We start from the raw sequence: 25,508 nt of genomic DNA, 5'->3' as shown, positions 1-25,508 counted from the left end.
TCGCCAACAGGAAATCCGGATGAAAAACGTTTTCGCGCTGTTGTTTGGTCTTGCAACACTTATCCCGTTGAAGGCTTCGGCTGACAGTACATTTGTGTTTTTCCGTCATGGCGAAAAGCCCGACAATGCCAGCGGGCAACTGACCTGCAAAGGGCTGAATCGCGCCCTGAAACTGCCGAGGGTATTGCTCAGCCGCTACGGTAATCCCGATGCGCTTTATGCCTCGGCACCAAAAGAGGATAAAACCGGCAGTTCACTGCGCCCGCTTTCAACCCTTATTCCTCTGGCGGTACAGGTTTCTCAACCCGTCATACTGCGCTTTCACGCCGACAAGCCCAATAAGCTGGTCGCGGATCTGCTGGCAGAAAAAGCGGTGCCTCTGACGTTTATCTCCTGGGAACACAAAAATCTGGTGACCGCTGCGCGCAGGCTGGTTGAAAAAACGGGTGGGGATGCCGGGCAGGTGCCGGACTGGCCAGCAACCGATTTCGATTCTATCTATGTGGTGAAAATTGACGACAATCAGCATTTTAAATCCTTTAAACAGGATGCCGAGGGACTGAATGGCGTTTCATCTGACTGTCCTGACCGGTAGAAATGAATGCGCAGATGGTTTGTCATGAAAGCCTGTAACGAAGCCGCTAAAAGACAGCGATGCCTGATGGCTGAGAAACGGGAAAGGGGAGAGCTGAGAGCGGCGCGTTGAGCATGAAAGAGGCCAGCATCTGCATCTGGCCTCTGTCGGGGTCAGACCCTGAACGTTTCCACAATCGCCTGGAGCGCATGCGCCTGATCAGACAAACCGTGAGACGCGGTGGAAGATTCCTCAACCAGGGCCGCGTTATTTTGCGTGACGCCATCCATCTGACTGACAGCGATGCTGACCTGCGAAATACCCTGCATCTGCTCAGTCGATGCCAGTGAAATCTCATCCATGGCGGACGCCAGTGAGCCGACCATACCGACAATCTTCAGAATACTTTCCCCCGTTCCCTGTGCGACGCCCACGCCGCTTTCCACCTGCGTAACCGCCTGCTCAATGAGCTGCTTGATGTCACGGGCTGCCGTCGCACTGCGCTGCGCCAGTGTTCTGACCTCCCCCGCAACGACCGCAAAACCCCGGCCATCTTCACCGGCGCGCGCGGCTTCTACGGCGGCATTGAGCGCCAGAATATTAGTCTGGAAGGCGATGCTTTCAATCACGGCGATGATGTCGCGAACTTTAAGCGCACTGGCCGAAATCGTGTGCATGGTATCCGACATTTTCTGCACGTCAGTTTCCCCCTTACGTGCCAGCAATGCGGTCTCACGGGCAGACTCGGCGGTCTTCTGCGCACTGGCGGCATTGTTTTTCACCGTTGTCGTCAGCTCCTCCATACTGGCGGCCGTTTCCTGTAACGCGGCGGCCTGCTGTTCGGTTCGGGAAGACAGCTCGGTATTGCCTCGTGAGATTTCATCGGCCGCCAGCGAGACGGAAGCGGATGAGGCTTTAATCTGCGATACCAGGTCACGCAGGTTGTCCTGCATGCCTGCCAGTGAGGCCATCAGGCTGAAAGCATCATCGCGGCGAAGTTTAACCGGCGTACTCAGATCGCCGGCGGCAATGGCGGCGGCCAGCGCCTGTGCCTGGGCGGGTTCTGCGCCCAATTGTTTCTTGATACGGCGCGTAATCAGCCAGCTCATGACAAAGCCCAGAGTGATAAACACCACGGTGAGTACGCTCAGCGACAGGAACACGCCTGCCAGCCCCGTTTCGGTCTTCACTGCCGTACCGCCGGTCACACGATCCTGATAAGCCACCATATCGCTGACGGCTGAGCGGTAGTTCGCCAGGTCCGTCAGTAGCGCGTTGTCGATATGTTCACGGACGGCATTGGCGTCCTGTTGCAGGGCGCGCGTCGCACTGGCCTTGAAAGGCGGCGATGACGTTTCGATTTTTTTCAAAAAGTCAGAGGCTTCATCCACTTCGCTGAGGTTAATACCCGGAATGGTACGCGCTCCGTTAATCAGCGTGCGGAAGTGGGCAGTGGTGTCATCACTGTTTTGTTGTAATGCCGCAAATTTTGCAGCGATATCCTGTATGGATGCGTGCCTGTCACCCGAGGATGCCGCCAGAAGCAGCGTAGTTTGCTGTGCAACATTGTCCTTAATGGTCTGTAAGGTGCGTAAATCATTCAGTCGGGCCACCGTCAGCTTCTGCTGATCTCTGACCGTACTGAGCTTGATACCGGCAAAAAGGGTAATACACACGCCGAGCATGATGACGGTCAGGAAAGCCGCGTTGAGCATCATGTTGAGTGACATTTTTCCTGGTCTGAACATAAGGTTCTCCATACGAATTGTTTCCGCTAATGCTGCAAAAAGGTTATCGGCAGGCCCGGCCAGACAAGGAATAATTTACATATTCAGTCTCTGTCTCTGTCTTTACAAAACCTACCCGCGTGGCGGCTTGTTCAGGATGAAGCAAGGCAGCGGTAGCACCGCGTTTTTGCTGCGGAGACAAGCCAGTCTGCCGTGACGGTGCCCCTCGTCTTCCCGGGGCGTTTGTCAGTGACGCGCCACGCAGGACGAAAAAATTTCGCCCCAGCCCGATCATCACGGTCAATGCGCCGCCTGGCTGCGGCTCTTCAGCAGCCTGTCAGCAAGGCAGGGCAGGGGCTTAGCGGGGATCATGCGAGGTGATTCGCAACTGAAAAGCATAAATCACTACGGTTCGCTTGTTTAATGCCGATAACACGATCACAGCGCAAGTGCTGGCAGAAGAATGAAAGGCAAAACGCCCGGCGTTTCCCGACGTGCAGCAATATGATGCGGCCATCTCACGGCGGCTCAACCTTTCATGACTGACTGAAAGAGAGGGTGACGGCAGACATTCCGCCAGCGCGCCTTTTTCAGATATGAAACCTCGTCATTTTATGAGGACTTAACGACTAACCGATCACCCATAACGGCCGGATGAAAACACGCGGCAGGTTGCAGGCACCTGAATGAACACGAAAAGAAAAAATGCGACATTGCATACCTGCTTTAAGAAACGGCTTCAGGCCGGTGAATTTACGCCTTATTTTCAGCCGATTGTGTCGCTCGAGGATGAGCGGGTAGTCGGCTTTGAAATGCTGGCCCGCCGCGTTTTACCGGACGGGCTTATTATCCCGCCCGATCAATTCATTCCCGAAATGGAACGTCAGGGCCTGCTGAATGAACTGACCGCCGTCCTGTTAACTCAGGGCATCCTGACCGCAGGCACCTGGCCCGAACAGCAGTTTTTATCGGTTAATGTTTCGCCTTCCCAACTGAAGGGTTGTCATCTGCCTGACATCATCAAGCACGTGGCAAATCAGTACGCCTTCAGTTTGCCCAGGCTCAAGATAGAAATCACCGAAACGGCCCTGATAGATGATGTGGATTCTGCGCGTGCGCAGATTGATTACCTTTCAGAGATGGGCTGCATGATAGCAATGGATGACTTTGGCACCGGCTTCTCAAGCCTGGCCTGGCTCATTCAGCTTCCTGCCACCACAATCAAAATCGACAGCAGTTTCATTCGCTCAATGCTGCACCAAAAGGACAGTCGCAAGATTGTTTCCAGCGTTGTCGGCCTGGGACGCAGTCTGGATATGGACGTGATCGCCGAAGGGGTTGAAACAGAGGAAGAGGCGGAAATGCTGCGGAAAATAGGCTGCACCTATGCGCAGGGCTATTTATTCGGCAAGCCGCTGACCGCAGATGAGACGCACGCGTTGCTACTCACCCGACCGGGTAAAAAATTTCATCGCAGGGTACAACGCATGTCTCTCGATCAGCGCGCGCATCAGATCTCGTCCATGTACGCTGCGCCCGGGACCTCCATCTGTTTCCTCAACACGGATCTCCGGATCGTGGATGCCAGTGAGACCTTCGCCGAACGCGTCTGCTGGGAACTGGACGATCTCATCGACCGTTATATCTATGAAGTCATCCCTTCGGAGGCGGATAAACTGTTATGGCTTCAGGATTTCCGCGAAAAAGGGCTGCCTTATCCGCCTTATGAAGTGACGCTGCCGGGCGGTCGAATTGATCTGGTTATCATTACCCGGGTGGAGGATGAAGCCAAAGACTTGCTGGGCTTCTGTGTGTTCGGTATCGACATCAGTAGCCGGATGGGCACAGAACACCCTGTGGAACAGGATTTTTCCGCTAAACAGCAGGGCGCGGAAAGTAAGATATTACCGGGACGTTCAAAACCAGGCTGAATGGGCACGCTGCCGCATCGTAAAAACCTGCGCCCCCGCAGGCACCTCATCGGATGGGGCAGGCCGGAGATCACTTACCTGCTGTCATCTCTCTGCCTGATAGCGTTGTGCACGTTTATGTCTGCACACCGGTCTGACCCGCCAGACCGGCTCAGCACCGAAGGAAAAAACCGTTAGCACACAGGCAGGATCAGTGTATTGCCTGAATCTGTATTGACAGAGTAAGCATCGGCAGTCTGTAATTAAAGCCCGGCGGGAACGGGCCACAAGCGCGAATACTGCCATGATAAATTAACACGCAGAAAGGTAATATAAGCCAGGCCGTGATAATCCCCTGCCGGGCATAATGCGCAACCTGTGAAAAATAAACACGATTTTCTGTCAGGCATAAGGAATGCATGTTTTCGGATACCGTCTGTAATTAATCTGTTCAGGTTTACGGCATTGCTGTGCATTAAATCAGCAGGCGGCTTCGCTTTTCTCCTTTGTAACTTCCGTTCACATAATCACCTTCTCAGATAAGTCATTGTAAAAAAAGTCTAAGTTATTTTTATTTGAATTAATTTTCACGATGAGCAGCAATTTTATTTATCTCAGTTACGCTTTTAAGACTGATTTAAAAAGAACATGAAGGCAAATCTTAACCACGAAGGAGAAATGTATCGCAGGTCATTCCAGAGGGAATCTGTCATTATTCCGCTGTAGTTAAATTTGTCGGAAATATCCGAAAATATTGCGCAACCCTAATTATTTTAAAAACAGGGCAGGCAATCACGCTTTTTAGTCACGCGTATTTTAAGCGAACGGCCTCTTTCCACAGCGAACGCACGATTAGCGTCAGGCTGATTAACCAGCCCAGAAAATCCGATGCCGCTCGCCGTCCCGGTCAGGGCCGGTGGGCGCCAAATCATCAATGACCCGAGGGGAAAAATATGAAAGCAGTCGTTTATAACGGACCATACGATGTGTCAGTAAAAGACGTGCCCGATGCCAAAATTGAGCGTCCCACGGATGTTCTGGTTCGTATCACCACCACCAATATTTGCGGATCTGATCTTCATATGTACGAAGGGCGTACCAGCTTCGAACAGGGCCGTATCCTGGGCCATGAAAATCTGGGGCAGGTGGTAGAGATCGGCAGCGGTGTGGAGCGCGTGAAAGTCGGAGATTATGTCTGCCTGCCTTTCAACGTCGGCTGCGGATTCTGCGAAAACTGTGAAAAAGGGCTGACAGGCTTCTGCCTGACGACCAATCCAGGCACGGCAGGGGCGGCGTACGGCTTTGCCGAAATGGGGCCCTGGTCTGGTGGGCAGGCAGAATTATTGCGCGTACCCTTTGCCGATTTTAACTGCCTGGTGCTGCCACCCGATGCGGTTGAAAAGGAAGACGATTACGTCATGCTGTCTGATATTTTTCCCACCGGCTGGCATGCCACTGAACTGGCGGGGCTCAAACCTGGTGAAAGTGTGGCTATCTATGGCGCTGGGCCGGTAGGACTGATGGCGGCGCATTCGGCGATTATCAAGGGTGCCTCCGAAGTGTACGTTGTGGACACGCATGCCGACAGGCTGGCGCTGGCTGAAAAAGTCGGTGCCATTGCCATTAATGCCACCGGGGCCGATGCGGTAAATAAAATTCTCGACCTGACGGATGGCCGGGGCACCGATTGTGGCTGCGAATGTGTGGGATATCAGTGCTGTAACAAACATGGGGTTGAAGATAACGCCGACACCATGAACAGCCTGGTGGCCTCCACCAAAGCGACGGGCGGCATTGGTGTGGTGGGCGTATTTGTGCCACAGGATCCCGGTGCTGCCACCGAGCTGGCGAAAGAAGGTAAAATGCCTTTCGACTTCGGCAGCTTCTGGTTTAAAGGCCAGTCTGTCCGCACTGGTCAGGCAAACGTCAAAGCCTATAACCGCCAGCTGGCGCGTCTGATCGCGCTGGACAAAGCGAAGCCGGGACAAATCATTTCCCACCGGCTGCAGCTGACAGAAGCCGCAGAGGGCTATAAACATTTTGACAACCGCGACAGCGGGTGGACAAAAGTGATTTTAAAACCCTGAATAATTCGCAGTTAACCGGGCCGCCGCAGTCTGGGATCTCGTCTGAGTACCGGGGACCGAACTGTTGGCGGTTAAAGACGGCCCCTGTGGTTAGCTGACTGACCGATGACGTTTTATCTCAACAGCATGGGTGGCAAAGTACGAGGCCGCCTCGCCTTCACCGTGCCAGCGTAAGTCACAGCCCATACCTGCTGTGGAAAGGTCTGGTACAGGGCGGCGTTTATAACACGAGAGAAACGTGAATATAATCGTTTGGCATCCGAAAGTGTGCACCGAAAAAACGCGGGTCTGTTATATGAGAACGCTACGTCATTTTACTGGCTTTATTTTAGCGAAAAAAAACCGCCGGCGCGGCGGTTAAGTGAAACAGTGAAATTCGGTTTGGGGGAAACCTGTCGCTAAGTTAATTTCACAAAATATTTTTTCGCAAGCGTAAGCGGCAACCAAAAATTATCAGGAAGGGAGCAAAAAAAAGAATTTAAGAGTTTTCCTGGTGGCTGCCTGCCTGTTTCATATTCCGTTGGTATAAGAATCCTGTTTCCGATATTGCGCTTACACTTTGTTACCCCTTTTCCCTCAAATTCTCCTGCCGTCTCGCCTGATTTATCGACTGAGCACAACTAGTTTTAACAGGAAATAAAAATTACCTGGCCTTTATACAGGCAGAAAGCCGATGACCGCTTATCCCATCCGCGAAAAGAAAAAAGGTAAAATCATGGAAACATGCACCATTGTCTACAACGGGGAACGGCTGTCAGGTCAGGCAGGTTTGCCCCTGATTGATTTTCTCGAACTGCACGGCAAAAAACTGCCGCATGTCTGTTATCACCCCGCTCTGAAGCCACTGGAAACCTGTGATGTCTGTTGGGTAGAGCATGCGGGCAAACTGGTGCGGGGATGTACGTTAGAAACCGCACACGACATGGTGGTGAGCAGTGTAGATCCGCAGGCGCAGGCGGCGCAGGAAGAGGGCATGGACCGCGTTTTAGCGCGCCATGAACTTTACTGTACGGTATGCGAACACAATACCGGCGACTGCACCTTACACAACGCGGTCAGCGATATGGCGATACCGATTCAGTATTATCCCTATGAGCGTAAACCTGCGGAAAAAGACCATACCAACCCCTTTTATACTTACGATCCTGACCAGTGTATCCTCTGTGGTCGCTGTGTAGAGGCGTGCCAGAACGTCGAGGTAAACGAAACGCTGTCTATCGATTACACCGCCGACCATCCCCGCGTATTGTGGGACGGTGGCGAGCGCATAGCCGGATCAAGCTGTGTGAGCTGCGGCCATTGCGTTACCGTTTGCCCCTGCAATGCGCTGCTGGAAAAAACGATGCAGCCCAATGCCGGTCCCTTCACCAATATGCCGGAAACCGTTAAACGTCCGCTGATTGACGTGGTTAAAAAACTGGAAAACAGCATCGGCGCGGGACCCGTTACCGGTGTTTCACTGATCGATATGGCGATGCGCCAGTCTGAAATTAAAAAAACGAAAACGGTCTGCACTTATTGTGGCGTAGGCTGCAGTTTTGAAATGTGGACGCGTGATCGCCACATCTTAAAAGTGCAGCCGGTTGCAGATGCACCCGCAAACGGCATTTCAACCTGTGTAAAAGGCAAGTTTGGCTGGGATTTTGTGAATGATCCGCACCGCCTGACTACCCCGCTTATCCGTGAGCAGGGGCGCTTTCGTCCCGCCAGCTGGGATGAAGCGCTGGCGGTTATCGTCCAGCGCCTGACGCAGATTCATCGACAGTCGGGCGGCAACAGCATTGGTTTTATCGGTTCCAGTAAAGCCAGTAATGAAGAAGCCTATCTGACACAAAAAATCGCCCGTTTAATCTTTGGCACCAACAATGTCGATAACTCCTCCCGTTATTGTCAAAACCCTGCCACCCAGGGATTGTTCCGGACCGTCGGGCATGGGGGCGACGCGGGAACCATCAAGGATATGCAGCAGGCGTCGCTGATCATTATCGTCGGCAGCAACATTGCAGAAAATCACCCGGTCATTGCCTCCCATATCAAACAGTCCCATAAACATCACGGGCAGCAGCTTCTCGTTGTGGATCCCCGTCGCCATGAAATGGCTGAGCGCGCGGATCTGTACCTGCGGATTAAGCCGGGTTATGACATGGTATGGGCATCGGCGATGGCGCGTTACATGTTCGATCACGGTTATGCCGATGAGGCCTTTCTTGCCGAAAAGGTCAATAACGTCGCCGAGTTTCGGGCGTCGCTGGCGCCTTTCACGCTCGACTATGCCAGTCAGTTAACCGGTCTGAGCGTGCAGGAACTGACGAACGCGGCAGAAATGATAGGCCAGGCCAAAAGCGCCTGTCTGTTGTGGGCGATGGGCATTACGCAGCACAGTCACGGTTCGGATACCAGCACCGCACTCTCGAATCTGCTGCTGGTGACCGGCAACTATGGTAAGCCAGGCACCGGCGGGTATCCCATGCGCGGCCACAATAATGTGCAGGGGGCCAGTGATTTTGGCTGCCTGAGTAATGTCTATCCCGGCTATGAAAGCGTTACGGATCCGGCCGTGCGGCAAAAATGGGCGGCGGCCTGGGGCGTCGATCCGGAAGCGCTTTCGGCGGAAGAGGGCGCAGATAATTACCGGATGATCGAGCAGGCGCATCAGGGCACGCTGAAAGCGATGTACATCATTGGTGAAGAAACGGCATTTGCGGATGCGCATTCCACAAAAGTCCATGAGGCGTTCAGTCGGCTCGATTTTATGGTGGTGCAGGATATCTTTATGAGCCGGACGGCAGAATTTGCGGATGTCGTGTTGCCTGCCTGCCCGAGCGTCGAAAAAGAGGGGACGTTTGTGAACACCGAACGGCGTATTCAGCGCTTTTACGAGGTGCTACCGCCCTTAGGCGACAGTCGTCCCGACTGGCGGATACTGACCGAACTCGCCAGCCGTCTGGGCCATCCCTGGTATTATCAGCATCCCGCCGACATTATGGCGGAAGCGGCGCGCATCGCCGGTATCTTTGCCGGCGTCAGCTATGACCGGCTGGCGGGCTGGCAGTCACAGCTCTGGCCTGTCAGCGCCGACGGCAGTAGCACGCCGTTGCTCTATACCGACGGTTTTCACTTCCCCGATGGCAAAGCGCGGCTTTATCCGTTGCAGTGGGAAGCGCCTGCCGAGGAGAGCGATGCCCATTATGATCTGCTGCTTAACAACGGCCGCATGCTGGAGCATTTTCAGGCCACCAACCAGACGGGGGCGGGGGGACGAATCACCTCGCTGTCGCCTCACTGGTACGTTGAAATCAGCCCCGCACTGGCGCAGGAGCGTCACTTGCAGGAAGGCGACTGGGTCAGACTGACGTCACGGCGCGGTGCGCTTGAGGTGCCGGTGATCATTACTGAACGCGTGGCAAGTAATATCCTTTTTATCCCGATACACCATGGTAAGCCGGGCGTAAACGGACTCACGGGGGATCATCACGATCCAGACGTGCAGACGCCAGCCTATAAAGAAATTGCCATTCGCCTGGAGAAGCTGGCGCGTCCTCCTCACGCTTCACCGCTGCCGTCGCACAATTTTCGCCATGGGCACCGCACGCCGCGCGATCATCTGCCCGTTGAGGATAAATGGCGTCAGCCAGGTTATACGCTGCCGCCTGAACACACCGCCCATCCGGAGAAGTTTTAATGGCTGAACCGCTAAAGTATGACGTGCCGCCCACGCGCACCGAGCCCACAGCAAACGAAGCCCTTGCCACGCTGCTGGAAAGCCTTCATCAACATGGCTTCCTGCGTCTGGCTACAGATATCGTCAATGCCAATACCCAGATTGCCGGAGTGCTGGTTGACGGCCTGAACCAGCCTGGAGCGCTTAATGCCATGCAGAATCTGTCCCTGGTCTTTAAGGCGCTGGCAACGATTCCCCCCGAAGAGTTCAATCCTGTGCTGTTGGGGATCGTTAATGCCGCAAAAGCGATGCGGGGGGCCGGACTGGCCGGGGAAGACAAAAGCGCACCCGGCATCCGCGGCATCATCCGATTACTGAAAGATGAAGAGTTATGGCGAGGGATTAAACCGGCTCTGGCAGGCGTCCGCGCGTTTGGACGTGAGATGAAACAGCCGTCTGAAAAACCGATCAGCCGGTATAGTGGGAAGCCTACCCAAAGTTGAGTATCGGGTAACGGTGGCTTTCCCGGGAGCCTGTTGTGCCGGCAATCCAGCCCGTCCGGGCTGGATTACCGGATCCGTTCAGGACGCTGGCAACAGGCGCAAAATGTGGCCGTTTAATAAAGATGATTCACTGACATCCGCTGTTTAAATAAGGGCACCGCACTGCGTCATTTTCTCACTTATTTTCCCTGCATGTTGCGGACAGGGTATTAACACACCATCAGCGGGCCAGATAAAAAAGTTCTGTGCCGCCTGACCAATCTGTTTTTATTTCCGGCAGGCCAGAACACATCTTTACGTGTCGGCCTGGTGCAAAAATGCCGTCTGTGACTGCCCGCTCTTATTGATCGTATTAATGAGGAGGAGGAAAGCCTGTTTTTGCGTCCGGCGTTCCCGCATCGGATGGCCCGGCAAAATGCGAACGGCGGGCGTACAAGGCCTGACTAAGGCAGGGCAGAAGGTAGGCGCGTCAGTTTCTCAGGGGGCTGTTTCACCGGCTTTCAGACTCAGAGGCGTCCAAAACTGTGTCATGACTTTTTTACCGGTGACGGAATGTTTCAATTACCTTCACAATATATTTTTCGGATCATTGCAGTGCGCCTTGCACCGTGATCTCCTGCTTAATTTTGCCCTGATTGTCGACAGATCTGTTTATTTCCGTAGAAAGCCTCGCCTGAAACCCTTTATCGCCTGCTTATGTGAACCAGAATGTTTCTTACATAAACCATCACGACAGTAAAATAGTGCTGGCACACAATATGCTTTATTCCCACGCACAACATCTAAAAATCAAAATCATACAGGGGCATATTATGGCGTCCACGGGACTTAAAAAGAAATTAGGATTGGTCGATCTGTCGTTACTGGGCATCGGCTCCATGATCGGGTCGGGCTGGCTGTATGCCGCCCTTAACAGCTCCGGTTATGCAGGCAGCCATACCGGCTGGGCCTGGGTGCTGGGTGCGGTGATTGTGCTGATGATTGGCCTGGTTTACGCCGAGCTCTCCTCGGCGTTGCCGCGCGCAGGCGGTTTTGTGCGCTATCCTAACTATTCGCACGGCAATATCGTCGGCTTTGTCATTGGTGTCAGTTCTCTGCTGGCGTATACCAGCACCGCCGGAGTGGAAGTGGAGGCCGTTCGTCAGTACGCGATTTACTGGTGGCCTGCCCTGGGGCATACGGACGGCAGCCCAACGGGATTAGGGTTTGTGGTGCAGATTGGGCTGCTGGTGGTATTTTTCCTGCTTAACTACTGGAGCGTGAGTTTTTTTGGTCGTGTGAATACCATTGTTACCACCTTCAAATTTATCGTGCCGGTACTGACCATCATTACGCTCCTGCTTTACTTTCATGCGCCGAATCTTGACGTTCCGCCAGCACCGCCGGGCGGGGCGCATGGTGTTTTTAGCTCGCTGACGGGGGCAGGGATTGTCTTTGCCTATCTTGGTTTTCGCCAGGCCGTGGATTTTGCGAGTGAAGCCAAAAACCCACAGCGCAACGTACCGCTGGCGATTGGTATTGCCATTGCCGTCAGCTTCGTGATTTACCTGGCCCTGCAGTATGCCTTTATGGGCGCGGTGCCGGCCGATTTACTGTCACAACATGGCTGGGCCGGGCTGAAGCAGGTGTTCCAGTCGCCCTATGCCGATTTAGCGCGCAGCCTGGGACTGACCTGGCTGATTAACCTGATTCTTATCGACGCCGTGATTTCTCCGGCCGGAACCGGCAACATCTATCTGGCGGGGGCTGCGCGCGTGCTGTTTGCCTGGGCGCGTAACGGTCATCTGTTTAAAGTGTTTGGTGAAGTGGATGCAAAATCGGGCGTACCACGCGGCGCATTGTGGTTATCGCTGCTGCTGGCCATCGCCTGGACGCTGCCTTCTGAGTTTCAGGTCTGGGGCGGATTAATCGGTGCGGTCACCTCGGCCACCGTCTTTACCTATATGCCGGGCCCGATCACGCTGGGCGCATTTCGTCGTCACCTGCCGGACATGCAGCGCCCGTTTCGCCTGCCGATAGCCGGGCTGCTCAGTCCGCTGGCGTTTGTAGCCAGTACGCTCCTGATTTACTGGAGCGGCTGGTCGGTCAATGAGATTCTTATCCCGATCCTGATTATTGCCTGGGTCGCTTACGCCGTCTTTGGTAAGAAGAACAGCGAATTCAGTCAGGATCTGCGTTGCGCCTGGTGGCTGCTGGCTTACTACATTGTGGTGATGGTGATTTCCATGCTCGGTACCTACGGCGGGAGCGGCGTGATTAGCACGCCATTCGACATGATTCTTATCATTGTCGCCTCCCTGGTCTGCTACTTTTGGGGCGTGAGCGCCAGCCTGGCGAAACCTAATATTACCAATGAGGAGGAGGAGTCGGTATCCTTCGGCAAACACGCGTCCTAGCGTTTATCGTCTGCGCCTGTGCCCGGCACAGGTGCAGTTTCTCATGACGGCGCTCCGTTGTGACATTCACTTTTTTGACCGCCCACATCAGGCATTGTGCCGTTCCTCTTGCTCCTGCTGAGTGTGAAAAATCCTTTTTTTTGAGCCCATATATTAAAAGAAACAGAAAGCGGACAGGCAGCCCATAAAACTGATGCACGGACGTGCATCAGTTATCGACATTAGTCCTCATTGCCCCATTGATTCAGAAAGGTGGCGATCTCGTCAATACGCGCCGCATCAATGCCTGCCTCGGCGGCCATCTCCTGCTGCGCGTCTTCGCTGATCGCTTCGTTATTCATCAGCCGGGTAATCAGTAACTGGAAGTAGTGCGCCAGCGCATCATGTTCTGACTCGCTGACCGGCGTTGCTGTTTCTGCCGCGTATTCTTCAGCAATGTCATAATACTTGAGTGGAACATCAGGGGTCATATCAGGTCCTCAGGGAAAGTGCTTACTGCTCACAGGCGGCGATCATAGCAGGGTTGCGTGGGTTTTTCTGCCCTGCGGGCTGTCGTTACCGCGGGGCAGGTTCTGTTTCACCGGTGAGTGAACACAGCGGCAAGCGCGCCAATATCCCTGACGATCACATCGGGTTCAGGCGCCAACGGGAAAGGCGTTTGTCCCGGCCGCGCGATAAAGGCGGTTTTCATCCCCGCGCGCTTCGCACCGCCGACATCCCAGCCGTGCGCGGCTACCATCATGCATGATGTGGCTGGCTGTTTCATTTCATCCATTGCCCAGCGATAAACGCGCAAATCCGGCTTATAGACCTGTAATGACTCGACGCTGAGCACCCGGCTGAAAAAAGAGCTTAGCCCCGCCTGACTGAGTTGTTTTTCAGCCAGTGCCTGTGACGAGTTCGTCAACGCCACCAGCGTCAGGCCGTGCGATTTTAATGCGGATAAACCCTCAGCAACGTCAGGAAAAGCCGGCATGGCCGATAAGGCGTCAGCCAGCGAAGTAGTGTCAGGTAAAGGCGTGATCCCATAGCGTTCGGCGGTCATCTGCAGCACGGCTTCTGCGATATCACCAAAGCTGTGCCAGCTGCCTGTGACGGATTCCACCAGCGAGTAATGCAGCAGCGAAGTGAACCAGGCTTCTGCGCGTTCGGGTTTATTGCCCAGGCGACGCACCACACAGGCTTTTAACGGCGCGGTATCCAGGAGGGTTTCATTGACATCAAAAAAAAGCGTGTGGGTATCTTTACGGGTGACAGTCGTGTCTGTCATTTGACCTCCGTTAACCGTTGAATATAAACAGACGGTACAGTAACGCCCATCTGGTCAGGCTTAAGCGTAGAAGGCCCATCCGAAACACTCAACTGCGGGAAAGCGTGGCGCGTCTGGCCACGCATCCAGTGGCTGGGACAAACAGCCCCAGCCCTGTTTCTCAGTGACCGTTCATCAGTCTTTCAACCTCGTCAGGTTTGTCATGCACGCCGAAGCGGTCAACCAAAGTTTGCGTTGCCGCATTCATTCCCCGCAGCCCGACCTCCGTGCCTTCCCGCCGGAACTTGATCACGATGCGGTCCAGTGCGCTCACTGACGTGATGTCCCAGAAATGTGCATGGGTGACATCAATAATGACGCGTTCCACCTCCTCGCTGACGTCAAAATGGCGGGTGAAGCGATCGGACGAGGCAAAAAAGACCTGGCCCGTCACGGTATAAATTCGTGTGTTGCCTTGCCGCTCAGAGGACACCGCCATAAAGCGCGCCACTTTAGTGGCAAAGTTCAGCGAGGCAATCAGTACGCCGATCAGCACACCCAGCGCCAGGTTGTGAGTGGCGACCACAACGACGACGGTGGCCAGCATCACCACGCTGGTGGACATGGGATGGGTGCGCAGGTTGGCAATCGACTGCCAGGAGAAGGTTCCTACAGATACCATAATCATCACGGCGACCAGGGCTGCCATCGGGATCTGAGATACCCACTGGCGCAGAAAGACCACCATCAGCAGTAACACCACGCCCGCCGTCAGGGTGGACAACCGTCCCCGGCCGCCCGACTTCACGTTAATCACCGACTGACCAATCATGGCGCAGCCCGCCATACCGCCAATAAAGGCGGTACAGATGTTGGCGATCCCTTGCGCTTTGCACTCGCGGTTTTTATCGCTGCCTGTATCGGTCATGTCATCCACGATGGTGGCGGTCATCATCGACTCCAGCAATCCCACCACAGCCAGGCCTGCGGCGTAAGGCAAGATGATCAGCAAGGTGTGCAGATTCAGCGGAATGTCCGGGATCAGAAACACGGGCAGGCTGTCGGGCAGCCTGCCCATATCGCCGACGGTGCGCACATCCAGATGGAGCCATACAGAGATTGCAGTCAGAACAATAATGCAGACCAGGGGGGAAGGGATGGCTTTGGTGATCCGCGGGAAAAGATAAATGATGCCGAGCCCGGCAGCGGTCAGGGCATAAACCTGCCAGCTCACATGAGTCAGTTCCGGCAACTGGGCCATAAATATCAGGATGGCCAGCGCGTTGACGAAGCCGGTCACCACCGAGCGGGAAACGTAGCGCATCAGACTGCCTAACCTGAGATAGCCTGCCAGCAACTGCAGAAGGCCGGTCAGCACGGAGGTCGCCAGCAGATACTGCAAGCCGTGCTCTTTAACCAGCGTGACCATCAGCAGCGCCATCGCACCGGTGGCCGACGAAATCATCGCCGGTCGGCCACCGAGAAAGGCCATAACGAAGGGAATACAGAACGCGGAGTAGAGTCCGACCTGGGGATCTACGCCAGCAATAATCGAAAAGGCGATCGCTTCTGGAATAAGGGCGAGCGCGACCACAATACCGGCAAGGACGTCACCCCGGACGTTACCCAGCCAGTCCTTACGCGTCGAGGACAGCAACATATTGATTTCTCAGTTTTTTAGATGAAAGTAAGCCCATGCGGGCAAAATTTAGTGATGCAAAAGCACATCCGCAGTCGGGATGTTATTGCGTGCGCGATCGGTTAAGCCGGTGCGCCAGGGAAGGGGGAAAACTCAGGGTGGCGTAAGACGCATGATGGTAATTCTCCTTTACGGCCATAAGGGGCTTTAAGGAAGGACATTCCTGCCCGGACGCGATGTCCGGGGCAGACGGCGATGCCTGTCAGGGGGCAAAATGGTGCTTTCCTGAGCAGAACAGCGACTCACTATAAACAAAACGACACGCAGGTCAACGTTAAATCGTCCTGCATATTTCTGACAGGCTGCAAAGTCAACCCGAAAGTGAGTGTCAGGGGAACACAGTGAGGAAAGGGGGCGGTCGTACTTGAAAGAAAGCGCCGCGCGTCGTCAGCCGGCTGTATCCGCGTGTTTGACGCGATCGTTTCGTTTACAGAACGTGTTTTGACCGCACGAGGAGCAAAAGACAACACCGTGGTTATTCGCAACATGCCGTGAAGTGTCGTCCCTGACAGTATCTCCGGCCGGTACACGCTCGCGCGAGACCGATGAGGTTATCTCGTATCGTCGTCTTCCGGCCGGGGCCGGACTACGTCCATTGGCGTTATTTCTTTTCTTCGTTCAGGCCTGCAAGTGTCTGCAGGTAGGGCACTGGCTGCTTTACGAGACCGGGCGTTAAAAATGCTCTTAGCCATGTTCTGGCTTCCAGGATTTTACTCAGGCGATCGTCGCTGCAATTGTCTGTTGCCATGCGTCTCAGTTCATTCATCAGAGAAGTAATGTTTATTTCCCTGTCAGCCAGCGCCAGGTGCAATGCTGCTTCGCCAATAATGACGTGGCCTTTCTCGTCGTCTTGAAGTAACACGGTCAATCCTCCATAAGTACGATTTATGACAACCTCACCACTGACTGTAGTCGTCCCCGCAGATAATGCCTGCTTAAAATATTCAGCACTTACTCTGTTCTGTCCTGATGCGCTCAGAAACAGGTACGCGTAACCCAAGCCAGGTCTGTTATTCGTGCGTTAAAGGGAACATAATGGCACTGCGACCGGAAGGGAGAAAATCTTTTTCATTTAAAGTTATTACGGTTAGCGTAATCTCTTCGGGTGTTCAGTTTCATTTGCACTGTCTTAACCTGAAAGCGCAAGAAAGAGCCAGGGTTGGGTGGTGGGGTGAAAAGTGATAAACTGTATGTTTATACACCTGCCGGGAGGACGATTGAAAAACAATGAGCACGATATTTCACAAGAGGTGCTTGCTCTGGTAGGCAGAACCGTCAGCCAGCTCCTGAGACGGGAGGGCACTGTCATGCCTGAAGACCTGACGAGGGCTTTGCAGACGATGAGTGAACATAGCGTAGAGGCAAAAACGCGCGCGGACTGCGGTGAACTCATTATCCGGCTTATGAAAAAGATGCATTAATATCCGCTTCACGTCAGGCATCTTCTTATCTGCGTCGCAGTCGGGCCTGTCGCCGTAAGCTACGTGCGCAGAATATCGGGCCTTACTCTCTCTGGTGTCGTTCTGGTCACGGTAATACGAAACGTTTTGTCTTCCAGAAAGCCTTGCCTGGCAGGGATAGCGCTTCAACGCTGTTTTCATCCCCAAACAGACAGCCTGCTTGTGTCGTTAATCGTAAATGACTTGCTTTGACAGACGTGTATAACGCTGAGACACGATCAGTTCCGTGAGGTTTCATCGGCATCTTGTGACAGATGGGCGGCATGATCATCGTCCCTGTCATCAGGAGAGCGACGGGCGGCCATATCGGCTTTAATTTCACTGATGGCCATGCTTACTGCGCGGCTTTTCTCTTCGCTGTCAGAAGAACGCATGATGGCATCAAGATTTTCCAGCACGCTCTTGAATGTGACGCTGCCCTGATCCTCAAGGGATGCCAGGGCAGCCTCTCCAATGAGTGTGTCACGGAGTTTTTCATCTTTACTGTATGTCATTATTACTCTCTGAATAAGTTTTGCCTGCCCGGCTGTCGTGTATATCAGCCACTGTGCCGCAAAGTCCCTTTCAGAAGGTTCCAGCCAGTATCAGAACAGAAGGCGCAACAGTTCCTGCAGGTGTTCTTCTTCCTGAGGAGAAGAAACATGGCTCATACGTTCAATGAGCGACTTGCAAAGCGCTTTGCGGTTCAGCGTACGACCTGCTCTGAGTATTTCAACCACAACAACGCCCAACGTTTCCTGCTGAGAGGGCAGTGATGCGCGGCTGAAGAAGGATGAAACATCTTTACTTACGCCAGTTACGGGCAGTCTGTGTTGCATAAGTTTCTCCATTGTACAGTTATTATGCTGAGTGTATAGATCTAAGTTATACAACAAATCAGTCATTGTACAGGTTTATTTTGGGTTCTGATTTTTAGAGGTCAAATCATCAGGTTTCAAAGTAACTGATCGCCCAATGACGTTGGGAGAAACGGACAGGATGAGCCAGACAGCCGCTCTGATGGGACAGTCAACAAACGCCTGTAAACATGGGGGCCGGGCCTTTTTTCTTCTTAACGCGACATCGTTCCGCTGTACATCGCTGGTTTAATGACAGGCGTATTTCTCTGTTATGCTTTGGCCACGTCTTTTTAAATACCCTGGCCAGTGTTATCCCTGGCTAAGCGCGAAGAGGGTGTGCCATAAAACGGGTTGGCCGGGTCACATCCTGTTGCCAGCGCCTTCGCCGCCGATCAAAAGTCGGCTTGCCGGGCCCCTGTGTTGTTATGTACGGCGCGCCAGTCCTGGCGGTAAATGTTTTTTCTCTGAGGATTACACTATGACGGCCTTTTATCAACTCAGTGCTACCCGTTTACATGGCGAGCGCATTACGATGGCCGACTACGCTGGCAAGGTGGTGTTGGTGGTGAATACCGCCAGTCATTGTGGCTTCACGCCCCAATATGCAGGCCTGGAAGCGCTTTACAAAAAGTATGTCGATCAGGGGCTGGTGGTACTGGGCTTTCCCTGCAACCAGTTCGGCAGGCAGGAACCCGGTAATGCCGACGATATCGCACAGACCTGCCATATTAACTATGGCGTGAGCTTCCCGATGTTCGAGAAAGTCGAGGTCAACGGCGCCGCAGCGCACCCGGTGTTTCGTTTCCTGAAACAGGCATTGCCTGGTGTGCTGGGTGGACGGATTAAGTGGAATTTCACTAAGTTTCTGATCGCGCGTGATGGTAAACCGCTCAGACGATTTGCCCCCATCACTTCTCCTGAAAAAATGGAAGCTGCGATTGTTGCCGCGCTGGAAAGCACAGCGGCTGTGATTTGAAGCGTTGATCTGAGTGCCAGCAAAGGACAGCGACCCTGTCAGGTTGTCTGCCGTGCCGCAACCGGCGCCAGGAGGCTGACTGGCGCAGCGTTTGCCTGTCACCTCAGTAGCGCACCCGGCTGCTGCTCAGACGCAACGCGGGCGCGGCTGCCATAACCGGGCCCGGAAGGACCGGCATGCCGCCCAGCACAGACAGAAATGCCTCTGCCCAGTGATGGCTGTCATGCAGATGTAACCCCTTCATCAGGCGCGCGTGCAGGTGTCGCCGTTCACGCAGCGGCATCAGCAGAGCACTGTGAATGGCATCGGCCATGGCATCCGGATCGTAGGGATTGACGATAAGCGCGCCGTCCATCTGCTCCGCCGCGCCCGCGAACTGTGACAGGAGCAACACACCCGGGTTTTCCGGATCCTGCAGGGCCACATACATCTTCGCCATCAGACTCATGCCTGACATCAGGGGCGTGACCAGCGCGACGCGTGAGGCACGATAAATACCCGCCTGCTCCTCACGGCTGTAGGCATGCGTCAGGCAATTCACGGGATACCAGTTCATCATGCCATGCACGCCATTACATTCTCCGCACAGGGTTTCTAACGTGTGCGTGACAGCCGCTGCCCGGTCCGCGTAGCCCGCAGCAGGCGGGGCCAGTTGCAGCAGGGTAATATTTTTTTGATAGACGGCATGTTTGCGCAGTAACACTTCTACCGCGCTGATGCGGTAAGGCAGTCCGGCGCTTTCATCAAGATGACCGCCGCTCAGAACGGTGTTTTCCGGTAAGCTTTCACGACACTGCATTTCCATAAACGCACAGCTGTTGCTGTCACGCAGGCAGCGCACATCATCCAGATCGATCCCGACAGGAAAGACGCCGAGCTTTACAATCCGCCCCTGCACGCGAACGCTGTCTACGCTCAGGCGCTCGGTGCGGAATTCGCTTTCCAGCCAGACGATAAAGTTGTTCAGGTCCTGAACGGTCTGAAAGCCGAGCAAATCACAGCACAGCAGCGACTGTGTGAGCCAGCGCCAGTCGGGTATCGCCTCAAACATCGTGCCTGAGGGAAAGGGCTGGTGCAGGAAAAAGCCCACAGGATTAGTCAGTCCGGCCTCACGAAGGTAATGGGCGCAGCCCAGCAGATGGTAATCCTGTATCCAGATGGTGTCTTCGGGCATAGCGTTATCACAGATGACCCGCGCATAGGCTTCGTTAATCTTTTTGTATTCCCGATAGCCGTCAGCAGAAAAGCGGGCCAAATCCGGACGCTGGTGGAAAACCGGCCACAATCCCTGATGAACATAGTGGTGATAACCCTCTTTCACTTCGGCGGAAGACAGAGGAAAGGTCAGCGTTTCATAAGGGCCTTTCTGCTGAATGCTCAGCGGTCTTGGTGCATCAGAAGGCAGCACCGTCGTCTCACCATCCCAGCTTATCCAGAGTCCGCCGTGGCGGGAAAGCAGGCCTTCATAAATTGCAGACAGTGTGGAACGTTGTGAATGATTATGTGATACCAGGATAAAACCTGACATGGTGTTTTCCTTATGGGCGGGCAGGGCATCAGTTGCCGTGCCCGGTGTCCAGCCGTTATCGGGTTGAGGTCGGATGAAAAACTGCAGCAGGCCACACATGGCAAAGCGTCCTGTCCGCTTAATGGTGGTGGGCGCGGTCAGCGCTCAAGGAATCGCTCAGGCCGTAAGGCGCAACCGCCCTGAGATAAAGACCCGGCAGCGAGGCATGGCAAATGAATCCGTTGCGTTCAAGAAAGTCCTGGTTACTGTCGCTCAGCGCAATAATGCGATGACAGCCACTGGCGCCAGGGTGGGTCAGACAGCAGTGGAGCAGCCAGGATCCCAGCCCGATATAGCGATACTCTGGCGAGATAAACAGGTCCTGTATAACCCAGGTTTCGGCCATATCGGTAACGACCCGCGCAAAACCGATCTGCCGGGTATGACGATAGAGGCCAAAGCAAAGACTGCTGTTTAACGCCAGCGTCATCAGACGTGCATCGGGAATAGCCGAACCCAGCCACTGGGCAATCAGCCGCGGGTTGAGCATGGCCGGATCGGTGTTGACCTCCATCGTCTCTCTGAACCATTTACGGGGAGAAAGCAGGCGCAGCCGCTGTTGCTCGGCAAGATCCGCGATCACGGCATCACCACAAACCGGCAGGAAAGAGGCCGCATTCACACATTTCATCAACGGTTTCCTTTTACATGGACGCCTCAGCGCCCGGTGCCGTTGATTTAAGCGCCCGGCGTGTAAAAGTGGCGTAAAAAAGATCGGGTGCGGTGTAAAAAGGGTGCAAAGGAAAGGGCGAAGACATGGGGGCCTGTGCCAGTGAAGAAGCCCCCGTGGCGCAAAGATTACGTGCCATCGTATCCCCAGCCTGATATATCCCTGTCCTCTCTCCTGAAAAGGGCGGCATGCATACGCTGAGGACGGGACAGACAAGCAATGTTATGTGAAGGCGACTCGCCTTCGTCTCTGCCCGAGCTGTACCGCAGGTCGCGTTTCAGGTGACCGGTTCTGACGATTTAACAGGGTATAAAGCGGCTATCTTCTGCTTTATGCGCCGATCTGCCATTGTTTTGCTGCGTTCATCATCCAGGCTGCTGCACGCGTTCATACTGCGCTGATAAAGGGCAGTGAGGGATTTTCCTACCGGCGGAGTGATGCTGATTTTTGCCGCAAAAAAGCCGAAACAGCCACCATCAGCCCGGTCGTTCCGCCGTGAGGATAACGGTAACGCTTAGGTGAAGGGCGCGGTGAAGGCAATCTGGCAGAGTCATCATGACAACGGGAGATAACCGCACACATTACATATTTACAAATTTAAATGTGTAAATATAATGCCGGCCCTGTTTCTTTTTAAGGATGTTAATTATGTCGTCTCTTTTCACGCCCCTGACGCTGGGTGATCTCACGTTGCGTAACCGCATTGCGCTTCCACCCCTGACCCGTTGCCGTAGCGAGCAGCCGGGCAACATTCCCGGCACGATGATGGTGGAGTACTATCGCCAGCGTGCCAGCGCGGGCTTCATGATTACCGAAGGTACGCAAATTGAACCGCGCGGGCAGGGCTATGCCTGGACGCCTGGCATTCACAGCGACGCACAAATTGCGGGATGGCGAAACGTCACCGACGCTGTGCATGCAGAGGGCGGAACGCTCTTTTGCCAGCTCTGGCACGTGGGCCGCGTATCGCACAATGCGTTGCAGCCCGGTAAACAGCCGCCTGTTGCTCCTTCCGCCGTTGCCGCCAGCGGCGTACGGGTCTTTATTGAAACCGGACCAGGTGCCGGTATGCTGACGGAACCCAGCATGCCGCGCGAACTGACCACATCGGAAGTCAAAGCGATTGTGGCGATGTACCGCACGGCAGCAGAGAACGCGAAAAAAGCCGGTTTTGACGGTGTCGAGCTGCATGCCGCCAACGGTTATCTGATCAATCAGTTTATTTCTGAACACACCAATTTCCGTACCGATGAATATGGCGGCTCCCTTGATAACCGCCTGCGCTTTCTGCGTGAAGTCACCGAAGCGGTGAGTGCGGTATTTGGCAGTCACCGTGTCGGCGTACGTTTCGCGCCATTGTTCTCAAGCACAGAGGAAGAACGCGTTTATCTGGGGCTGGTTGAACGCGATCCGCATGCTACCTACATTCGTGCTGCGCAGATGCTAAACGAGCTTGAAACTGGCTATCTGTCTATCGCCGAAGCGGACTGGGACAACAGTCCGGAGATGCCCGAAAGCTTCCGTATTGCGCTGCGTGAAACCTTCCGTTCCCCCATCATGTATTCCGGACGTTATACCAGGGAAAAGGCCGAACGTATGCTGGAAAAGGGATGGGGCGATCTGTTTGGCTTCGGGCGCACGTTTATCGCTAACCCGGATTTACCGGCGCGTTTCAAAATGGGCTACCCGCTGAACAACGCGGATCCTGCCTCACTGTATGGTGGAAGTGAGAAAGGCTATACTGACTACACTTTCTATTCTGCTTGAGGTTCTGAGACGGCATGACACCTGAAAATGCCATTAAATTACTGGCTAACCCGACACGGGTTGCGGTGCTCAAATGGCTTAAACGCCCTGACGAAGCCTTTGCTGACTATTCTCAGCTGTATCCCTTCGATCAGTACGGTGTCTGTGCCAGTCTTATTCAGGACAAAGCGGGCCTCTCACAGCCCGCCACCTCGTTATGTCTGAAAGCGCTGCATGATGCCGGCCTGCTTGAGGCAAGCAAGGTCGGTAAATGGACATACTATCGCCGGCGTGAAGAGGCGGTTCACGAGATGAATACGTCAATTATCCAGGCCCTGCAGGATCTGTAGGCGGCTTGTCAACGACAGTCATACGGACGTCCGTTAACGCTGCGTTGTGGCACATCAGGACATGCATGAAAATCAGCGCCAGGCTCACGCATTTCGCTGGCGAGGAAGAGAGGGCGCATGAGCGCCACTCTCTTTTACCGTTGCGACGTTTAGGGCAGCCTGAATAAGTCACGATACAAAGCGCCATCCCTTCGCAACACGCGCCGGAATTTGTCGCAGATACCACAGCCTGTGGACCTGCGACAGACGGATGTGATTGCCCCTGTACCTTCCTGATGAAGCCTGGAACGCCGGCGTTACCTGAATGTTCAGACGCTAAACGACCCAACAATCTGTCGTAATGTTTGGGCCTGTTCAGACAGCGAACGGGAGGCCATTGACGATTCCTGGACCAGCGCCGCGTTATTCTGTGTGACGCCGTCCATCTGATTCACTGCCACGCTGACTTCTGAAATTCCCTGCAGCTGTTCAGAAGAGGCCCGGGCAATCGAGTCCATCCCTTCAGCCAGGTCGCTGACCATACTCATGACCTTCAGGACGCTCTGCCCGGTTAGCGCGGCAATTTCTACGCCGCTGTCAACGTGTGCGACGGCCTGTTCAATCAGACGCTTGATGTCTTTCGCGGCCGTGGCACTACGCTGGGCAAGTGTCCGCACCTCACCAGCCACGACGGCGAATCCGCGACCATCTTCACCTGCACGCGCGGCTTCCACGGCGGCATTCAACGCCAGGATGTTGGTCTGAAAAGCGATGCTTTCAATCACGGACGTAATATCACGGACCTTGACTGCGCTCTCATGGATGTTGTGCATGGTATCGGTCATGTGGCTGACCTTGGACTTGTCGGCGTTAACGGTCTGTGCTGTTGCCCGGGCAGATTCAGCGGTCTGCTGCGCACCGGCTGTGTTGCTCTTCACCGTGCTGGTGAGCTGCTCCATGCTGGCGGCGGTCTGCTGCAGCGCGGCAGCCTGCTGCTCGGTTCGTGATGAGAGTTCTGTATTTCCCCGGTCGATTTCATCGGCCGCCAGCGCAACGGACGCGGAGGCGTCTTTAATCTGCAACACGATCCCGCGCAGTCTGGCTTGCATCGCGTCGAGAGACGCCATGAGGCTGCGGTCATCATTTTTTCGCAGTTGAACCGTTGAGGTCAGATTCCCTTGTGAAATAGCGTAAGCGAGCCGTTGCGCTGTAACCGGCTCACCGCCGAGTTCACGCATAATCTTGCGAATCAGGTAACTTCCCGTCAGCAAGCCCAAAATGACCGCAATGCCCAGCAGAACCAGCAAAATAATATAGGCCTGCTCCGTTGTCTTACTGTTCTGACTGACGGCATTATCAGAGCGCTGAGTGAGCACTTCGCCCATTGAGGTGAGTCCGTCAATCAGGGGGTTCTGGGCTGGTCTGACGGTATCAAGAAGAAATTTCACTGTTGCTGCGTTATTTTTCCCCAATGCCAGAGGAACAGTATTACTGAAGGAGTCCAGGGCATTTTTTTGACTCTTTTCTATTGCCTCAAACGCTTTTTTTTCCTCGTTACTGCCCGACTGGTCAATCATCTGGCCCAGTTGAGAACTGCTGTCAACAAACCGGGCTTTTAATTTTTCAAGACGAGCGGATTGCTCTTCAAGACCTTTTTCATCTGTAAATAAGGACAGATTCCTTACCGTGATTGCCATATCACGCTGAATAAGTGTCAGGTCTGTGATTAATTTTGTTTTCTTCATATCACCCTGAACAATGGCTTCAAGGGTGTTTTTAGACTGGTATAAAGAATGAATGGCTACCACTATGCACAGGGAGAAAAAAATGATTAACGTGCCAAAACCCAAACCGAGCCGTGTTGCGATCTTCATAAATCTATCCTGATAAAGGGAGAAGGGGACGGTGATCTTTCGGCACAGACAGACCAACCTTTATCGAAACCAGGACAATTAAATGTAAGAAAACACGTCATGGTAATTTCTGTAAAAATTAAATTTTGTCAATGAGTTAAGACGCATTATTCATAGGTTTTTCTTATATCCCTTCCGTCATAAAAGCATCGGTAAATCGCGGTAAAAAAGTCACGTCTTCCCCTCTGTCTTACGGCGTGAC

At 54.0% G+C, this 25,508-nt stretch carries 19 protein-coding genes; 9 read left to right on the top strand and 10 right to left on the bottom strand.

Annotation, left to right across the window (positions count from 1 at the left end; translation table 11 throughout):
• The first annotated feature begins 19 nt into the window (after nt 1-19).
• Nucleotides 20-595, top strand: coding sequence for a histidine phosphatase family protein (locus tag C1N58_RS09510; RefSeq protein WP_054633940.1), 576 nt, complete (start codon nt 20-22; stop codon nt 593-595).
• A gap of 152 nt (nt 596-747) precedes the next feature.
• On the opposite strand, the gene C1N58_RS09505 is transcribed toward C1N58_RS09510, so the two are convergent.
• Nucleotides 748-2,322, bottom strand: coding sequence for a methyl-accepting chemotaxis protein (locus tag C1N58_RS09505; RefSeq protein WP_394564828.1), 1,575 nt, complete (start codon nt 2,320-2,322; stop codon nt 748-750).
• Between the two features lie 665 nt (nt 2,323-2,987).
• Here C1N58_RS09505 and C1N58_RS09500 point away from each other — a divergent pair.
• The 5 genes from C1N58_RS09500 (at nt 2,988) to C1N58_RS09480 (ending at nt 12,858) form a co-directional block, all read left to right on the top strand.
• Nucleotides 2,988-4,232: a sensor domain-containing phosphodiesterase gene (locus C1N58_RS09500; RefSeq protein WP_394549577.1), complete on the top strand. Its 1,245-nt coding sequence runs from the start codon at nt 2,988-2,990 to the stop codon at nt 4,230-4,232.
• Between the two features lie 932 nt (nt 4,233-5,164).
• The gene (locus tag C1N58_RS09495) at nt 5,165-6,298 is read left to right on the top strand and encodes a glutathione-independent formaldehyde dehydrogenase (protein WP_394564827.1); all 1,134 of its coding nucleotides are present in this window, start codon (nt 5,165-5,167) and stop codon (nt 6,296-6,298) included.
• Between the two features lie 715 nt (nt 6,299-7,013).
• On the top strand, nt 7,014-9,980 hold the full coding sequence (fdhF, locus tag C1N58_RS09490) for a formate dehydrogenase subunit alpha (RefSeq protein WP_394564826.1): 2,967 nt from the start codon (nt 7,014-7,016) through the stop codon (nt 9,978-9,980).
• Nucleotides 9,980-10,462, top strand: coding sequence for a DUF1641 domain-containing protein (locus C1N58_RS09485; protein WP_039340755.1), 483 nt, complete (start codon nt 9,980-9,982; stop codon nt 10,460-10,462). Before fdhF ends, C1N58_RS09485 begins: the two co-directional genes overlap by 1 nt.
• Before the next feature lie 812 nt (nt 10,463-11,274).
• Nucleotides 11,275-12,858: an APC family permease gene (locus C1N58_RS09480; protein ID WP_039340752.1), complete on the top strand. Its 1,584-nt coding sequence runs from the start codon at nt 11,275-11,277 to the stop codon at nt 12,856-12,858.
• Nucleotides 12,859-13,079: 221 nt separating this feature from the next.
• On the opposite strand, the gene C1N58_RS09475 is transcribed toward C1N58_RS09480, so the two are convergent.
• The 6 genes from C1N58_RS09475 to ycgZ form a co-directional block, all read right to left on the bottom strand.
• Nucleotides 13,080-13,328 (bottom strand): DUF2543 family protein, encoded by a 249-nt coding sequence (locus tag C1N58_RS09475; protein ID WP_006119678.1) that lies wholly within the window; start codon nt 13,326-13,328, stop codon nt 13,080-13,082.
• Between the two features lie 107 nt (nt 13,329-13,435).
• Entirely contained in the window at nt 13,436-14,128 is a 693-nt protein-coding gene (locus C1N58_RS09470) for a haloacid dehalogenase type II (RefSeq protein ID WP_394564825.1), read from the bottom strand.
• Between the two features lie 160 nt (nt 14,129-14,288).
• Nucleotides 14,289-15,767 carry a SulP family inorganic anion transporter gene (locus C1N58_RS09465; protein ID WP_058708732.1) on the bottom strand — a complete coding sequence of 493 codons (1,479 nt, stop codon included), beginning with the start codon at nt 15,765-15,767 and terminating at the stop codon, nt 14,289-14,291.
• Between the two features lie 640 nt (nt 15,768-16,407).
• Nucleotides 16,408-16,668, bottom strand: coding sequence for a hypothetical protein (locus tag C1N58_RS09460; protein WP_006119675.1), 261 nt, complete (start codon nt 16,666-16,668; stop codon nt 16,408-16,410).
• An 816-nt stretch (nt 16,669-17,484) separates the two neighbouring features.
• Nucleotides 17,485-17,760, bottom strand: coding sequence for a hypothetical protein (locus tag C1N58_RS09455; RefSeq protein WP_039340736.1), 276 nt, complete (start codon nt 17,758-17,760; stop codon nt 17,485-17,487).
• A 90-nt stretch (nt 17,761-17,850) separates the two neighbouring features.
• Nucleotides 17,851-18,084, bottom strand: a complete 234-nt coding sequence (gene ycgZ / locus C1N58_RS09450) for a regulatory protein YcgZ (protein ID WP_006119672.1) — start codon at nt 18,082-18,084, stop codon at nt 17,851-17,853.
• Nucleotides 18,085-18,583: 499 nt separating this feature from the next.
• Between ycgZ and C1N58_RS09445 the strand changes: the two genes are divergently transcribed.
• On the top strand, nt 18,584-19,081 hold the full coding sequence (locus tag C1N58_RS09445; RefSeq protein WP_205955235.1) for a glutathione peroxidase: 498 nt from the start codon (nt 18,584-18,586) through the stop codon (nt 19,079-19,081).
• 103 nt (nt 19,082-19,184) lie between these two features.
• Here C1N58_RS09445 and C1N58_RS09440 read toward each other — a convergent pair whose 3' ends face one another.
• Nucleotides 19,185-20,609: an alpha,alpha-trehalose-phosphate synthase (UDP-forming) gene (locus tag C1N58_RS09440; protein ID WP_394564880.1), complete on the bottom strand. Its 1,425-nt coding sequence runs from the start codon at nt 20,607-20,609 to the stop codon at nt 19,185-19,187.
• A gap of 118 nt (nt 20,610-20,727) precedes the next feature.
• Nucleotides 20,728-21,279 (bottom strand): GNAT family N-acetyltransferase, encoded by a 552-nt coding sequence (locus tag C1N58_RS09435; RefSeq protein WP_394564824.1) that lies wholly within the window; start codon nt 21,277-21,279, stop codon nt 20,728-20,730.
• 687 nt (nt 21,280-21,966) lie between these two features.
• Between C1N58_RS09435 and C1N58_RS09430 the strand changes: the two genes are divergently transcribed.
• Together C1N58_RS09430 and C1N58_RS09425 are read left to right on the top strand one after the other, a co-directional pair.
• Nucleotides 21,967-23,085 (top strand): alkene reductase, encoded by a 1,119-nt coding sequence (locus C1N58_RS09430; protein ID WP_394564823.1) that lies wholly within the window; start codon nt 21,967-21,969, stop codon nt 23,083-23,085.
• A 14-nt stretch (nt 23,086-23,099) separates the two neighbouring features.
• Nucleotides 23,100-23,414 (top strand): ArsR/SmtB family transcription factor, encoded by a 315-nt coding sequence (locus C1N58_RS09425; protein WP_006119667.1) that lies wholly within the window; start codon nt 23,100-23,102, stop codon nt 23,412-23,414.
• A 308-nt stretch (nt 23,415-23,722) separates the two neighbouring features.
• Here C1N58_RS09425 and C1N58_RS09420 read toward each other — a convergent pair whose 3' ends face one another.
• Nucleotides 23,723-25,267 (bottom strand): methyl-accepting chemotaxis protein, encoded by a 1,545-nt coding sequence (locus C1N58_RS09420; protein ID WP_039340722.1) that lies wholly within the window; start codon nt 25,265-25,267, stop codon nt 23,723-23,725.
• Nucleotides 25,268-25,508: the final 241 nt, after the last annotated feature.

The organism is Pantoea sp. SGAir0180 (assembly GCF_043546245.1).
This window is presented reverse-complemented; position numbering and strand designations above follow the sequence as displayed.

Excerpts from the sequence above, each read along its gene's own strand:
- C1N58_RS09470 (WP_394564825.1), bottom strand. The coding sequence starts at position 14,128 with ATGACAGACACGACTGTCACCCGTAAAGATACCCACACGCTTTTTTTT.
- C1N58_RS09425 (WP_006119667.1), top strand. The coding sequence starts at position 23,100 with ATGACACCTGAAAATGCCATTAAATTACTGGCTAACCCGACACGGGTT.
- C1N58_RS09510 (WP_054633940.1), top strand. The coding sequence starts at position 20 with ATGAAAAACGTTTTCGCGCTGTTGTTTGGTCTTGCAACACTTATCCCG.
- C1N58_RS09475 (WP_006119678.1), bottom strand. The coding sequence starts at position 13,328 with ATGACCCCTGATGTTCCACTCAAGTATTATGACATTGCTGAAGAATAC.
- C1N58_RS09430 (WP_394564823.1), top strand. The coding sequence starts at position 21,967 with ATGTCGTCTCTTTTCACGCCCCTGACGCTGGGTGATCTCACGTTGCGT.
- C1N58_RS09480 (WP_039340752.1), top strand. The coding sequence starts at position 11,275 with ATGGCGTCCACGGGACTTAAAAAGAAATTAGGATTGGTCGATCTGTCG.
- C1N58_RS09440 (WP_394564880.1), bottom strand. The coding sequence starts at position 20,609 with ATGTCAGGTTTTATCCTGGTATCACATAATCATTCACAACGTTCCACA.
- C1N58_RS09435 (WP_394564824.1), bottom strand. The coding sequence starts at position 21,279 with ATGAAATGTGTGAATGCGGCCTCTTTCCTGCCGGTTTGTGGTGATGCC.
- C1N58_RS09505 (WP_394564828.1), bottom strand. The coding sequence starts at position 2,322 with ATGTTCAGACCAGGAAAAATGTCACTCAACATGATGCTCAACGCGGCT.
- C1N58_RS09445 (WP_205955235.1), top strand. The coding sequence starts at position 18,584 with ATGACGGCCTTTTATCAACTCAGTGCTACCCGTTTACATGGCGAGCGC.
- C1N58_RS09485 (WP_039340755.1), top strand. The coding sequence starts at position 9,980 with ATGGCTGAACCGCTAAAGTATGACGTGCCGCCCACGCGCACCGAGCCC.
- C1N58_RS09455 (WP_039340736.1), bottom strand. The coding sequence starts at position 17,760 with ATGACATACAGTAAAGATGAAAAACTCCGTGACACACTCATTGGAGAG.
- C1N58_RS09420 (WP_039340722.1), bottom strand. The coding sequence starts at position 25,267 with ATGAAGATCGCAACACGGCTCGGTTTGGGTTTTGGCACGTTAATCATT.
- C1N58_RS09465 (WP_058708732.1), bottom strand. The coding sequence starts at position 15,767 with ATGTTGCTGTCCTCGACGCGTAAGGACTGGCTGGGTAACGTCCGGGGT.
- fdhF (WP_394564826.1), top strand. The coding sequence starts at position 7,014 with ATGGAAACATGCACCATTGTCTACAACGGGGAACGGCTGTCAGGTCAG.
- C1N58_RS09495 (WP_394564827.1), top strand. The coding sequence starts at position 5,165 with ATGAAAGCAGTCGTTTATAACGGACCATACGATGTGTCAGTAAAAGAC.
- C1N58_RS09500 (WP_394549577.1), top strand. The coding sequence starts at position 2,988 with ATGAACACGAAAAGAAAAAATGCGACATTGCATACCTGCTTTAAGAAA.
- ycgZ (WP_006119672.1), bottom strand. The coding sequence starts at position 18,084 with ATGCAACACAGACTGCCCGTAACTGGCGTAAGTAAAGATGTTTCATCC.